Below are 12,994 nucleotides of genomic sequence, written 5' to 3' on the forward strand. Positions count from 1 at the left end.
TGGCGGGTAACCGCCGTTAAATCCTGTCCTTCCAGGGGAAACTCGATGCCGCGCGGAACATCGTCAGGCAGCGTTTTTAACAGCGCCAGCCAGCGCGGATCGGCTGCATCAGGCGGCACTGCACGGTAGCTGTCGCGATGTGTAACTGCGGCTTTGACATGGATGTATCCCACGGTTGGCGCCAGGTTTTTCGCCGCCTCTTCCGGGGAGTCGCCAACCCACAGCCAGTTGCCCATATCAAAGGTCAGCGAGATCGGCAGGTTTTGCATTTGGCAGGCTTCGTTAAAGTGCTGCATTAGCTGCAGGCGTCCGCAGGCGGTCTGATCGTTTTCGACAACCAGCTCCATCCCGCTGTTATCCAGCCATTCGCGTAAAACGTCGAACTGTTCGGTATGGGAAAAATGACCAAGGGAGACTTTTAACCACAGCGCTTGCAGGGTCTGCGCTTCCGCAAATAGCGCCGGAAGACGGGGGTTGAGGTTACCGTCCTCAAGGAACAGCGGCTCAGGCGCTGAATAACAGGCCAGCAGGCCGAAGATTTCGATCGCTGAGGCCATCGTTGACAGCGTGGTGAGTTCGGCGTCAGTTAGCATCTCGCGGCGAATTTCGACGCCGTCAGCACCGGCTTCAGCAATGATGGGCAGCATGGCGGTTTGTCCACCCGCAGCGCGGACCTGCTCATAGCCGTAGGCGGCGGTGACCACCATAATTTTTCTTTTCATGGAAACTCCATAACCAGCGTTCTTGCTATAACGCTAGATGGAACCGGTTCCAAAGAAAAGCCTATGATGTCGAATTTATGATCACCATCACGAAGGAAATTTAGCGGGCGGTAGAGCCGCGCACGATCAGTTCACCAGAGAAAACCTGTTCCTGAATGGCGTCAGAGCCGCCATCGATCCGGCGTACAACCTGTTCCACAGCGGTGTAGCCAATCTGCCATGTGGGTTGTTTCAGCGTGGTAATACCGACACCCGCCAGCTCGGCCCATTCCAGCTCGTCAAAACCAAGTAGCCCGATATCGCTGCCCCAGTTGAGGCCAATGCGCTTCAGGGCGCGGGCAACCTGTAGCGTAAGGGCACCGTTGGCGGAGATAACGGCTTTGCGCATGCCTCGATGCTGCTGGTGGAACTGGCGCAGCGTGTCATCCAGTTGCGCATTGTCCGTTAGCGGAACTTCGGCATTTTGCGCGATAACGCCGGGATAGCGTGCGAGCGTGGCGCGAAAGGCGCTCAGACGTTCGCGGCGGGTATTCACCATGCCGAGTGGTTCGCTGAGAAACAGAATGGCTTCAAAGCCTTGTTCAAGCAGGTGTTCCGTGGCAACCGTTGCGGCCTGGGTGTTATCCAGCCCGACCATATCGCAGGCGAAATCAGGAATTTTACGATCAATCAGTACCATCGGCAGCGCAGACTGTTGCAGGCGATTCAGCCCCTCTTCGCGCATCCCAACGGCGTTGACTACAATCCCTTCGACCTGGTAACTGCGCAAAAGGTCAAGATAGTGCAACTCCTGATCCACTTCGTTGTTGGTGTTACATACCAGCGGGGTAAAGCCTTTATCGCGACAGGCGGCTTCAATTCCGCTTAATACGTTGACGGAGTAGGGGTTGGTAATATCTGCGATGATCAGGCCAATCAGGCGGGTGCGACCGTGTTTCAGGCCGCGTGCCATCAGGCTGGGTCGGTAGTCGAGAGCGGCAATGGCTTGTTCAATGCGGGCCAGCAGCGCGTCGGATAGCAGGTGCTTTTCACCGTTGAGGTAACGTGAAATGCTGGTCTTGCCGGTTTTTGCGGCCTTCGCCACATCGCTGATGGTTGCCCGTGTTGATTTGCTCATCGCTGATTTCCCTGAATTTGGTGACAACACCTTAACGCGAAAATCAACGATGGCAAGTGCTTCATGCCGGATCGGGCGCAGCCTGTCTCCGGCTCAAAACGTTACTGGATCGGGCTTAAGGTAATCTCTACGCGGCGGTTCTGCGCTTTACCTTCCGCCGTGCTATTGCTGGCGATTGGATTTGCCGGACCCATACCCTGAGTGCGGATACGGTTAGCGGCGACGCCTTGAGTGATCAAGGCGCTGGCGACGGAATCCGCGCGCTGCTGTGACAGGCGCATATTCAGATCCTGGCTGCCGGTGCTGTCGGTGAAGCCCAGCACGTTAACCGCGGTTTTATTGTACTCTTTCAGAACCATGGCCACGCCGGTCAGTGTGTTAGCCCCGGCAGGTTTCAGGTTGGCACTGCTGCTGTCGAAGGTGACGTTGTTTGGCATGTTCAGAATGATGTTATCGCCACTACGCGTCACGCTGACGCCAGTTCCCTGCATTTTTTCGCGCAGTTTTGCTTCCTGCACGTCCATGTAATAGCCGATACCACCGCCAACAGCCGCGCCAGCTGCTGCGCCAATCAGTGCGCCCTTGCCACGATCTTTCTTCGAAGAAGAGAGTGCGCCAATACCCGCGCCGACCAGAGAGCCAATGCCTGCGCCAATACCGGATTTACCCGCTTCGCGCTCGCCGGTGTAAGGGTTTGTTGTGCAGCCAGAAACCGCCAGGGCGCCGCTCACGATGGCAGCAATAACAAAAACACGTTTCTTCATCTCAATTCCTTAATGACTTATTCTTCTTTGCCACAGCGACGGTGGCGGTTGATTATGACGTGTGAACATGAAGAAAATTCCAGGGAAGACTCTGAAATTTGTAAGTAACATTGAACGGCAGAATAAATAAGCCGCTACATCGTATTCAGGAGCGCCATCTTGGCTAATTCACCCGCACACTACTCGGTGTTAACCGCTGCCCACTGGGGACCTATTCTCGTCGAAACCGATGGCGAGACCGTTTTCTCCTCCCGTGGCGCGTTGCCCACCACTCATCCCAACTCTTTGCAAACCGTGGTGCGTGACCAGGTACACAGTAAAACGCGGGTACGTTTTCCGATGGTACGTAAAGGCTTCCTCGCCTCGCCGGAAAGCCCACAGGGCGTGCGCGGGCAGGATGAGTTTGTTCGCGTCAGTTGGGATGACGCGCTGATGCTTATCCATACGCAGCATAAACGCATCCGTGACAGCTATGGCCCGGCCTCGATTTTTGCCGGGTCTTACGGCTGGCGCTCCAACGGCGTGTTACACAAAGCCGCGACCCTGTTACAACGTTATATGGCACTGGCGGGCGGTTATACCGGGCATCTGGGGGATTACTCCACGGGCGCCGCGCAGGCCATCATGCCGTACGTGGTGGGCGGCAACGAAGTTTACCAGCAGCAGACCAGCTGGCCCGTCGTGTTGGAACACAGCGATGTGGTGGTGTTATGGAGCGCCAATCCGCTGAATACCCTGAAGATTGCCTGGAATGCTTCCGACGAACAGGGTCTCGCTTACTTTGCGGCATTGCGTGATAGCGGCAAGCGTTTGATCTGTATCGATCCGATGCGATCGGAAAGCGTGGATTTCTTTGGCGATAAGATGGAATGGATCGCCCCGCATATGGGTACCGACGTGGCGCTGATGCTGGGCATCGCGTATACGCTGGTGGAAAACGGCTGGCATGACGCGGACTTTCTCGCCCGTTGTACCACTGGTTATGAGCGGTTTGCCGACTATCTGCTGGGTAAAACTGACAATGTCGCAAAAACGGCAGAGTGGGCTGCTGAAATTTGTGGGATAACTGCGGCAAAAATACGCGAACTGGCGGCGATATTTCACCAAAATACCACCATGCTGATGGCCGGATGGGGCATGCAGCGCCAGCAGTATGGCGAACAAAAACACTGGATGATTGTCACCCTGGCCGCCATGCTCGGGCAAATCGGCACGCCAGGCGGAGGCTTTGGGCTGTCGTATCATTTTGCCAACGGTGGGAATCCAACGCGTCGCGCCGCAGTATTGGCTTCGATGCAGGGCAGCGTGAAAGGCGGTACCGATGCGGTGGATAAAATCCCGGTGGCGCGAATTGTCGAAGCGCTGGAGAACCCCGGAGGCTTTTACCAGCACAACGGAATGGACCGACATTTCCCGGACATCCGCATGTTGTGGTGGGCCGGCGGGGCCAATTTTACTCATCACCAGGACACCAACCGTCTGATTCGCGCCTGGCAAAAACCGGAGCTGGTGGTTATCTCGGAATGTTTCTGGACCGCCGCCGCGAAGCATGCCGATATCGTATTACCGGCGACCACCTCGTTTGAGCGCAACGATCTCACCATGACGGGTGATTACAGCAACCAGCACCTGGTGCCGATGAAGCAGGTTGTGCCGCCGCAGCATGAGGCGCGCAATGATTTTGATGTCTTTGCCGAGCTGAGCGAGCGCTGGGAAAGGGGCGGCTATGAACGATTCACCGAAGGTAAAAGCGAGCTGGCGTGGCTGGAGACCTTTTACAATATCGCCGGGCAGCGCGGGGCCAGCCAGCAGGTCACACTGCCGTCCTTCACCGAGTTTTGGCAGCGCAACGCGCTGATCGAAATGCCGGAAAACCCCGCCAGCGCGCACTTTATTCGGTTTGCGGATTTTCGCCGCGATCCACAGGCGCATCCGCTGAAAACGGACAGCGGAAAAATTGAAATCTACTCCGCGAAGATTGCTGGTTACGGCTATGCGGATTGTGCTGGACACCCGATGTGGCTGGAACCTGATGAGTGGTTTGGTAACGCCGAGCCGGGTCAGTTACAGCTGCTTTCCGCCCATCCGGCGCACCGTTTGCACAGCCAGTTGAATTACAGTGCGTTGCGTGAGCAGTATGCGGTGGCGGATCGTGAGCCCGTTACGATCCATCCGCAGGACGCCAACGCACGTGGTATTAAGGATGGCGACACGGTGAGGGTGTGGAACGCGCGTGGGCACGTTCTGGCGGGTGCTGTCGTGACGACAGGGATCAAACCTGGCGTCATTTGCATTCATGAAGGCGCCTGGCCTGATTTGGATCTCACTGCCGGTGGTATTTGTAAAAATGGTGCCGTCAACGTGCTGACCAAAGATCTCCCCAGCTCGAAGCTGGGGAATGGCTGCGCGGGCAACACTGCCCTGGCGTGGATCGAAAAGTACAATGGACCCGCCCTGACGCTTACGGCGTTTGATCCGCCTGCCAGCCCATAATCCACGTGGGGTGGTGAGTTTCTTCCTGCCATGCGCCGTCTTCAATGCGAAAACCCAGCGCATGGTAGAAGTTTACCGCTGACTGATTCTTCTGGTAGACCTCCAGGCTGAGTAGAGAAAAGCGCTGCTGCACATGCTGCACCAGCGCTGTACCAATTCCGCTTCTGATGGCCGCTGGCGCGACAAACAACGCGCCAAGGAAGCGTTCGTCAATCACGCTGACAAAGCCTTTGAGTACACCTTCTTCTTCCCACACCCAGGTTTGCGCGGCGGGCAGGTATACATCACGCACGATGGGTTCACTTTCGCGCCAGTAGCGTTCGTCGATAAACGGATGGGCATGGATCGTGCTTTCCATCCACAGCGCCAGAATTGACGGCAGATCGTCAGCTTTAGATTCACGAATCATGTTGTGCCCCTGGGTAACAGATGCAACTGGTGATATGGTCGTTGACCAGACCACAGGCCTGCATAAAGGAGTAGCAGATGGTGGTGCCGACAAACTTAAACCCGCGTTTTTTTAACGCCTTAGACAGCGCATCTGACGCAGGCGTTGAGGTGGGGATATCGCTCAGGTTGGCGGCGCGGGTCACTTGCGGTTGGTTATCAACAAATGACCAGACGAACTCGCTAAACGATTCACCGTTTTGCGCCATGGCCAGAAATGCGCGAGCGTTACCGATAATGGCCTGAATTTTTCCGCGATGGCGAATAATGCCGGCATCCTGTACCAGCCTTTCCACATCCTCTTCGGTCATGGCTGCCACTTTTTCCGGATCAAAATGGTGGAAGGCGTGGCGATAATTTTCCCGTTTCTTCAGTACGGTGATCCATGATAATCCCGCCTGCTGGCCTTCCAGGCAGATCATTTCGAACAGCTTCTTGCCATCGGTTTCGGGGACGCCCCATTCCTTGTCGTGATAGGCAATGTAAAGTGGTTCCTGGCTGACCCATCCGCAACGCTGCATATTCTTCCTCGCTGTTTTTACTGGCGTAAAAATTTCATTCGGCCCGCCTTGACGCGCCAGCTAAAAAGACAATATTTAATACAGGGCCTGATGGCCCCGATTTCCTACACACAATGACAATAATATCGCCGAATTCGGCTCTTTTCTGGAGTCGCGTTGATGATTATAAGAAACAGTAGTGGTCGCCAAAGGTTAACTCTGGCGAGCGTCGTAGTTTGTGCGCTGTCCATCAATACAGCATATGGCTGGCAACAAGAATATATCGTTGATGCGATGTCAGGGCATACGGCTGAACGTTATACATGGGACAGCGATCACCAACCACGTTATAACGACATTCTGGAGGAACGTATTCGTTCTACGCAGAACGTGGCGGGTCCGGTGGTGAATCTGGCCGATCAGACGCTGATGGATACGACCAGCGGCATGAGTATGGGCTGGAACTTTCCTCTTTCCAGGCAGGTAACAACCGGACCGGTCGCCGCCTTACATTATGACGGCTCGACCACGTCTACCTACAACGAGTTTGGTGATAGCGCAACCTCAATAACACCGACCGATCCGATGTGGCATGCCAGCGTCAGCACGTTAGGCTGGCGAGTCAATTCGCAGTTCGGTGATGTGCGACCATGGGCGCAAATCAGCTATAACCAACAGTTTGGCGAGAATATCTGGAAGACGCAGTCGGGTCTCAGCCGCATGACGACAGCAGGACAGGACGGTAACTGGCTGGATGTCACCGTCGGCGCAGATATGCTGTTGAATCCACATATGGCGGCTTACGCCGCACTTTCTCAGGCAGAAAACAGTACCAACAACAGCGACTATATGTACACCATGGGGGTAAGTGCCAAATTTTAACGAAAGCAATCATCGTTTATACATCTCAGTTACATATTGAGATCAACAATCACACGCTTTCCAGCGATAGCGTGTACTAACACATGCGGTAAAGTTCAGTATCCCAACTTTTTGTCTCGTCATTCATTCCGCATTCCAGGCATTTCATTCCGTTCTGACGGCATTTCATGCCGTTTTTTCCTGGTATAAATGGCGCTTCGGTATGGTTGTTGGCAGAGAATTTCCCATTTTGCTTATGCAGGAAGACTGCCATGAAAACTACTGATTATCAGCGTACCCGTTGGCTGACACTGATCGGCACCATCATTACCCAATTTGCCTTAGGTTCTGTTTATACCTGGAGCCTGTTTAACGGCGCGCTCTCTTCTAAACTTGACGCACCGGTGAGCCAGGTTGCGTTTTCCTTTGGTTTACTGAGCCTGGGGCTGGCGATTTCTTCTTCCGTCGCCGGGAAGCTGCAAGAACGTTTTGGCGTGAAGCGCGTCACCATGGCCTCCGGTATCTTACTGGGCGTCGGCTTCTTCTTAACCGCCCACTCTGACAGCCTGATTATGCTGTGGCTGAGTGCCGGTGTACTGGTCGGTCTGGCGGATGGCGCCGGATACCTGTTAACCCTTTCCAACTGCGTAAAATGGTTCCCTGAGCGTAAGGGGCTGATTTCCGCCTTTGCCATCGGCTCTTATGGCCTGGGTAGCCTCGGTTTTAAATTTATCGACAGCCAACTGCTTAGCACCGTGGGTCTGGAAAAAACCTTTATGATCTGGGGCGCAATTGTGCTGGTGATGATCGTCTTTGGCTCCATGCTGATGAAAGATGCGCCGAATCAGGAAGTGAAGGCGAAAAATGGTGTGGTCGAGAACGACTACAGCCTGGCGCAGTCCATGCGTAAACCACAGTACTGGATGCTGGCCGTGATGTTCCTCACTGCGTGTATGAGCGGGCTGTATGTAATTGGCGTGGCGAAAGATATTGCGCAGAGCCTGGCGCATATGGATGTTGCCACGGCGGCAAATGCGGTGACCGTCATCTCCATCGCTAACCTGTCAGGCCGTCTGGTTCTGGGTATTCTGTCCGACAAAATCTCTCGTATTCGTGTTATCACCATTGGTCAGGTAGTTTCGCTGGTCGGTATGGCGGCGCTGCTCTTCGCCCCGCTCAATGACGTTACTTTCTTTGCGGCAATTGCTTGTGTGGCATTTAACTTTGGCGGCACCATCACCGTGTTCCCGTCACTGGTGAGTGAGTTTTTTGGCCTCAATAACCTGGCTAAAAACTACGGGGTTATTTACCTGGGCTTCGGTATCGGCAGTATTTGTGGTTCCATTATCGCCTCGCTGTTTGGCGGATTCTATGTGACCTTCTGCGTTATCTTTGCGCTGTTAATCATCTCGCTGGCACTTTCTACCACTATTCGCCAGCCACAACGTAGCGTATATACCGAGGCGCACGCCTAAATCTATTAGTGGTCTGATTAATACCTGGCGCATATATTTACAAAAATATATGCGCCATTTGCATTCTCTATAAGCACTTTTCTTCCCTCCTGTGGTCTACTTACCCGCGCCCGTAGATATTTCACCTCTGCTGTTGTCGCATTTTTCCCCTGTAAAGTCTGTTTGGCCGCTGCGCAGGGAGTTTTTATCCCGATCCCCAGGGTTTGTTTGCATGAGATACATTAAGTCGATGACGCAGCAGAAACTCAGTTTCTTGCTGGCAATCTATATCGGTTTGTTTATGAACTGTGCTGTATTTTTCCGTCGTTTTAGCGGATATGCGCACGAATTCACCGTCTGGAAAGGACTCTCTGCGGTTGTTGAATTAGCCGGCACTGTGCTGGTGACCTTCTTTTTATTACGGCTTCTCTCTTTATTCGGTCGACGGGCCTGGCGTGTGCTGGCCACCTTTGTGGTGCTGTGTTCTGCCGGCGCCAGCTATTATATGACCTTCCTGAACGTGGTTATTGGCTACGGTATTATTGCCTCCGTCATGACCACGGATATTGATTTATCGAAAGAAGTGGTTGGCTGGCATTTCATCGTGTGGCTGGTTTCGGTCAGTATTATCCCATTGGTGTTGATCTGGAGTAACCGCTGCCGCTATACCCTGATGAGACAGATTCGTACGCCGGGCATGAGATGGCGTAGCGTGGCGGTGGTGTTACTGGCAGGTCTGATGGTGTGGGTGCCGATTCGCCTGTTGAGTATGCAACAGAGAAGCGTTGAACGGGAAACCGGCATCGATCTACCCAGCTATGGCGGGGTTGTGGCGAACTCTTATTTACCGTCAAACTGGCTCTCGGCGTTGGGTCTGTACGCCTGGGCGCAGGTGGATGAGTCTTCAGATAACAAATCGCTAATGAACCCGGCCAAAAAGTTTACCTATGTTGCGCCGAAGAACCTCGACGACACCTATGTGGTGTTTATCATCGGCGAAACCACCCGCTGGGATCATATGGGGATTTTTGGCTACGAGCGAAATACCACGCCAAGGCTCGCCCAGGAGAAAAATCTGGCCGCGTTCCGGGGATATTCCTGTGATACGGCAACCAAACTTTCTCTGCGCTGCATGTTTGTCCGTGAAGGTGGGGCGGAAGAAAATCCGCAGCGAACCCTCAAAGAACAAAACGTTTTTGCCGTGCTTACTCAGTTAGGGTTCAAGACAGACCTTTACGCAATGCAAAGCGAGATGTGGTTTTACAGTAATACCATGGCGGAGAACATCTCCTACCGTGAGCAGATCGGCGCTGAGCCGCGTAACCGTGGCAAAAACGTTGATGACATGCTGTTGATTCCCGAGATGCAGCAGTCTCTGCAGCAGAACGATGACGGTAGTAAGCACCTGATTATTCTGCATACCAAAGGCTCGCATTTTAACTATACGCAGCGCTACACCCGTGAATATGCACAGTGGAAGCCGGAATGTGTCAATGTTGATAGCGGCTGCTCAAAAGCTGAGATGATCAACTCATTCGATAACTCGGTAACCTATGTGGATCACTTTATTACGCAAGTGTTTGATCAGCTGCGCGATAAGAAAGCGATAGTGTTCTACGCCGCCGATCACGGTGAGTCGATTAACGAGCGTGAGCACCTGCACGGGACGCCGCGTAAAATGGCGCCGCCAGAACAGTTCCGCGTTCCTATGCTGGTGTGGATGTCTGACAAGTATCTGGAAGATCCCGACCATGCGAAGGCGTTCGCACATCTGAAGCAAGAAGCTGATATGAAGGTGCCGCGTCGTCATGTGGAGCTATACGACACTATTTTAGGTTGCCTCGGTTATACCTCGCCAAATGGCGGTATTAACGAAAATAACAACTGGTGCCGTATTCCGGACGCGAAGAAGGTTGCAGCCCAGTAACGAAGGCTGCTGACTTTCTCGCCGATCAAATGGCATTTTGATGCTAAGGGATTGACGGGCGCGCTGCTGAGCAGTAAGATGCGCCCCGCATTCGGTGATTGGCGCAGCCTGGTAGCGCACTTCGTTCGGGACGAAGGGGTCGGAGGTTCGAATCCTCTATCACCGACCAAATTAGAAAAGCCAGCCTTCGGGCTGGCTTTTTGCTTTCCGGAATTGACGAGGATGAGAACCTCCGGGGGCAAGAGGTTCGACTCGAGCGTAGCGAGAGAACGTTGCGTCAGCAACGGCCCGCAGGGCGAGCCACGCAGTGGCGAGTAATCCTCTATCACCGACCAAATTCAAAACCCTGCTCAACGAGCAGGGTTTTTGCATTTGTAGGCCTGATAAGCGCAGCGCCATCAGGCAATTCGGGAGGCATCGCCGGATGGCGTCGCAGGTGCCTTATCCGGCCTACAGGCTTAGTTTCATCCCGGCGTGTATGGTGTTATTCCAAACCCACCTTTGACCTTCATTTTGCCTACAAAAATTGTGCGCCACTTCCCACTGACTGTTAACGATTCTGTGACATATTCCATTGCCTTTTTTTATATTTGCATGAAACTTTTTTTGCGCTACTTATGGCTGAACCTGGCATTTTCCGCTGTGCGTTTTAACGTTCATGGTATTAATCGCTCAGATATGCAGCATTAATTTAGAAAGTTTTAAGAATTTGCATAAATGTTAATCACCAAATGTTGCGAAATATTAAGAAGTTTATTCTGGCACAGAGCGCGTAGCACAAATTTCCCTGCTGAAAATAGCCGTCTGCACTTTTTTTAATCTTTGTTTGTCAATTCTCACCGTTGGTGTAAATCACGGTTACCTGTATTGACATTTTCACATTCTGTTGACAGATTGTAGGGCATGAGGGGCATTTCATGGAGAATCCGCACTGCAACTCAGTCGCTTATGTGAACGGAATCCCCATCCTCTTAACGCCGACCCGGCCGGGTAAAAAACAAAAAAGGCCAGGCGGTGCAAACCCACTGCAAAGGGTAAAACAACAAACATCACATTTGGAGCAGAAGAATGAGTATTTCCTTGAAGAAGTCAGGGATGCTGAAGCTTGGTCTGAGCCTGGTGGCCATGACCGTCGCAGCAAGCGTACAGGCTAAAACTCTGGTTTATTGTTCAGAAGGATCTCCTGAAGGCTTTAACCCACAGCTTTTCACCTCTGGCACCACCTATGATGCCAGCTCCGTACCGATCTATAACCGCCTGGTTGAATTCAAAATCGGTACCACCGAAGTGATCCCGGGCCTTGCTGAGAAGTGGGAAATCAGCGAAGACGGTAAAACCTACACCTTCCACCTGCGCCAGGGCGTGAAGTGGCAGGACAACAAAGATTTCAAACCGACGCGCGATTTTAACGCCGATGACGTGGTGTTCTCGTTCGATCGTCAGAAAAATGCCCAGAACCCGTACCACAAAGTCTCTGGCGGCAGTTATGAATACTTCGAAGGGATGGGTCTGCCAGATCTGATCTCCGAAGTGAAAAAAGTGGATGATAAAACCGTTCAGTTCGTACTGACGCGTCCGGAAGCACCGTTCCTGGCCGATCTGGCGATGGACTTCGCTTCTATTCTTTCTAAAGAATACGCGGACAACATGCTGAAAGCCGGTTCCCCGGAGAAAGTAGACCTCAACCCAATTGGTACCGGTCCGTTCCAGCTGCAGCAATACCAGAAAGACTCCCGTATTCTGTATAAAGCTTTCCCTGGCTACTGGGGTACTAAGCCGCAGATCGACCGTCTGGTCTTCTCTATTACGCCTGATGCTTCCGTGCGTTACGCCAAACTGCAGAAGAATGAGTGCCAGGTGATGCCGTATCCGAACCCGGCAGACATCGCGCGCATGAAGCAGGATAAAAACATCAACCTGATGGAGCAGGCTGGTCTGAACGTGGGCTACCTCTCTTACAACACCGAGAAGAAACCGTTTGATGACGTTAAAGTTCGTCAGGCGCTGACTTATGCGGTAAACAAAGAAGCGATCATCAAAGCCGTTTACCAGGGCGCTGGCGTAGCTGCGAAGAACCTGATCCCGCCGACCATGTGGGGTTATAACGATGACATTAAAGACTACAGTTACGATCCTGAGAAAGCGAAAGCGCTGCTGAAAGAAGCCGGTCAGGACAAGGGCTTTACCGTTGAACTGTGGGCAATGCCGGTACAGCGTCCGTACAACCCGAACGCGCGCCGTATGGCGGAGATGGTTCAGGCTGACTGGGCGAAAATTGGCGTTCAGGCCAAGATTGTGACCTACGAGTGGGGCGAGTATCTGAAACGCGCCAAAGCGGGTGAGCATCAGGCCGTTATGATGGGCTGGACCGGTGACAACGGGGATCCGGATAACTTCTTCGCCACCCTGTTCAGCTGTGCGGCAGCGAAAGACGGTTCAAACTACTCTCGCTGGTGCTACAAGCCATTTGAAGACTTGATCCAGCCAGCGCGTGCCACCGACGATCACAACAAGCGTATCGAACTGTACAAACAAGCTCAGGTTGTTATGCACGATCAGGCTCCGGCTCTGATTGTTGCTCACTCCACCGTGTACGAGCCAGTGCGTAAAGAAGTCAAAGGCTATGTGGTTGATCCATTAGGCAAACATCACTTCGAAAACGTCTCTGTCGAATAATTAAAAGCAATCAAGGAAGCGCTGCGCCCCGGT

Annotated in this window: 11 protein-coding genes, 1 tRNA gene and 1 other RNA gene; 8 read left to right on the forward strand and 5 right to left on the reverse strand. The window is 53.1% G+C overall.

Annotation, left to right across the window (positions count from 1 at the left end):
* The 3 genes from FDW92_RS21245 to FDW92_RS21255 all read right to left on the reverse strand — a co-directional run.
* Positions 1 to 722 (reverse strand): sugar phosphate isomerase/epimerase (locus FDW92_RS21245; protein WP_137400704.1); only part of this gene is annotated, 722 nt, incomplete at its 3' end.
* A gap of 100 nt (positions 723 to 822) precedes the next feature.
* Positions 823 to 1,839, reverse strand: coding sequence for a LacI family DNA-binding transcriptional regulator (locus FDW92_RS21250; protein ID WP_042311697.1), 1,017 nt, complete (start codon positions 1,837 to 1,839; stop codon positions 823 to 825).
* 101 nt (positions 1,840 to 1,940) lie between these two features.
* A complete protein-coding gene (locus FDW92_RS21255; RefSeq protein ID WP_003827397.1) occupies positions 1,941 to 2,603 on the reverse strand; it encodes an OmpA family lipoprotein in 663 nt (220 codons plus the stop codon).
* 159 nt (positions 2,604 to 2,762) lie between these two features.
* Between FDW92_RS21255 and FDW92_RS21260 the strand changes: the two genes are divergently transcribed.
* Positions 2,763 to 5,096 carry a molybdopterin guanine dinucleotide-containing S/N-oxide reductase gene (locus FDW92_RS21260; RefSeq protein WP_042311699.1) on the forward strand — a complete coding sequence of 778 codons (2,334 nt, stop codon included), beginning with the start codon at positions 2,763 to 2,765 and terminating at the stop codon, positions 5,094 to 5,096.
* On the opposite strand, the gene FDW92_RS21265 is transcribed toward FDW92_RS21260, so the two are convergent.
* Both FDW92_RS21265 and tag read right to left on the reverse strand, forming a co-directional pair.
* Positions 5,065 to 5,505 carry an N-acetyltransferase gene (locus tag FDW92_RS21265; protein WP_042311700.1) on the reverse strand — a complete coding sequence of 147 codons (441 nt, stop codon included), beginning with the start codon at positions 5,503 to 5,505 and terminating at the stop codon, positions 5,065 to 5,067. The two genes, FDW92_RS21260 and FDW92_RS21265, sit on opposite strands and share 32 nt — an antisense overlap.
* Positions 5,495 to 6,064, reverse strand: coding sequence for a DNA-3-methyladenine glycosylase I (gene tag, locus FDW92_RS21270; RefSeq protein ID WP_042311702.1), 570 nt, complete (start codon positions 6,062 to 6,064; stop codon positions 5,495 to 5,497). Before tag ends, FDW92_RS21265 begins: the two co-directional genes overlap by 11 nt.
* 159 nt (positions 6,065 to 6,223) lie before the next feature.
* Between tag and FDW92_RS21275 the strand changes: the two genes are divergently transcribed.
* From FDW92_RS21275 to dppA, 7 genes are all read left to right on the forward strand, one after another.
* Positions 6,224 to 6,925 carry an autotransporter outer membrane beta-barrel domain-containing protein gene (locus tag FDW92_RS21275; RefSeq protein WP_042311705.1) on the forward strand — a complete coding sequence of 234 codons (702 nt, stop codon included), beginning with the start codon at positions 6,224 to 6,226 and terminating at the stop codon, positions 6,923 to 6,925.
* A gap of 251 nt (positions 6,926 to 7,176) precedes the next feature.
* On the forward strand, positions 7,177 to 8,379 hold the full coding sequence (locus FDW92_RS21280) for an MFS transporter (protein ID WP_042311707.1): 1,203 nt from the start codon (positions 7,177 to 7,179) through the stop codon (positions 8,377 to 8,379).
* A 211-nt stretch (positions 8,380 to 8,590) separates the two neighbouring features.
* The gene (eptB, locus tag FDW92_RS21285) at positions 8,591 to 10,285 is read left to right on the forward strand and encodes a kdo(2)-lipid A phosphoethanolamine 7''-transferase (RefSeq protein WP_042311709.1); all 1,695 of its coding nucleotides are present in this window, start codon (positions 8,591 to 8,593) and stop codon (positions 10,283 to 10,285) included.
* Between the two features lie 92 nt (positions 10,286 to 10,377).
* A tRNA-Pro gene (locus FDW92_RS21290) sits at positions 10,378 to 10,454 on the forward strand.
* Between the two features lie 32 nt (positions 10,455 to 10,486).
* Positions 10,487 to 10,620: non-coding RNA, RtT sRNA (locus tag FDW92_RS21295), on the forward strand.
* A 582-nt stretch (positions 10,621 to 11,202) separates the two neighbouring features.
* Positions 11,203 to 11,439 carry a hypothetical protein gene (locus FDW92_RS23090; protein ID WP_162267364.1) on the forward strand — a complete coding sequence of 79 codons (237 nt, stop codon included), beginning with the start codon at positions 11,203 to 11,205 and terminating at the stop codon, positions 11,437 to 11,439.
* Positions 11,354 to 12,961: a dipeptide ABC transporter periplasmic-binding protein DppA gene (gene dppA, locus FDW92_RS21300; RefSeq protein ID WP_038635147.1), complete on the forward strand. Its 1,608-nt coding sequence runs from the start codon at positions 11,354 to 11,356 to the stop codon at positions 12,959 to 12,961. The genes FDW92_RS23090 and dppA overlap by 86 nt, the downstream gene beginning before the upstream one ends.
* Positions 12,962 to 12,994 lie beyond the last annotated feature (33 nt).

This window comes from Citrobacter sp. wls706, from assembly GCF_005281305.1.
GTDB lineage: Bacteria > Pseudomonadota > Gammaproteobacteria > Enterobacterales > Enterobacteriaceae > Citrobacter > Citrobacter werkmanii.

Coding starts and splice junctions, on each gene's coding strand:
- FDW92_RS21275 (WP_042311705.1), top strand. CDS start 6,224: ATGATTATAAGAAACAGTAGTGGTCGCCAAAGGTTAACTCTGGCGAGC.
- FDW92_RS21255 (WP_003827397.1), bottom strand. CDS start 2,603: ATGAAGAAACGTGTTTTTGTTATTGCTGCCATCGTGAGCGGCGCCCTG.
- FDW92_RS21265 (WP_042311700.1), bottom strand. CDS start 5,505: ATGATTCGTGAATCTAAAGCTGACGATCTGCCGTCAATTCTGGCGCTG.
- dppA (WP_038635147.1), top strand. CDS start 11,354: ATGAGTATTTCCTTGAAGAAGTCAGGGATGCTGAAGCTTGGTCTGAGC.
- FDW92_RS23090 (WP_162267364.1), top strand. CDS start 11,203: ATGGAGAATCCGCACTGCAACTCAGTCGCTTATGTGAACGGAATCCCC.
- eptB (WP_042311709.1), top strand. CDS start 8,591: ATGAGATACATTAAGTCGATGACGCAGCAGAAACTCAGTTTCTTGCTG.
- tag (WP_042311702.1), bottom strand. CDS start 6,064: ATGCAGCGTTGCGGATGGGTCAGCCAGGAACCACTTTACATTGCCTAT.
- FDW92_RS21280 (WP_042311707.1), top strand. CDS start 7,177: ATGAAAACTACTGATTATCAGCGTACCCGTTGGCTGACACTGATCGGC.
- FDW92_RS21250 (WP_042311697.1), bottom strand. CDS start 1,839: ATGAGCAAATCAACACGGGCAACCATCAGCGATGTGGCGAAGGCCGCA.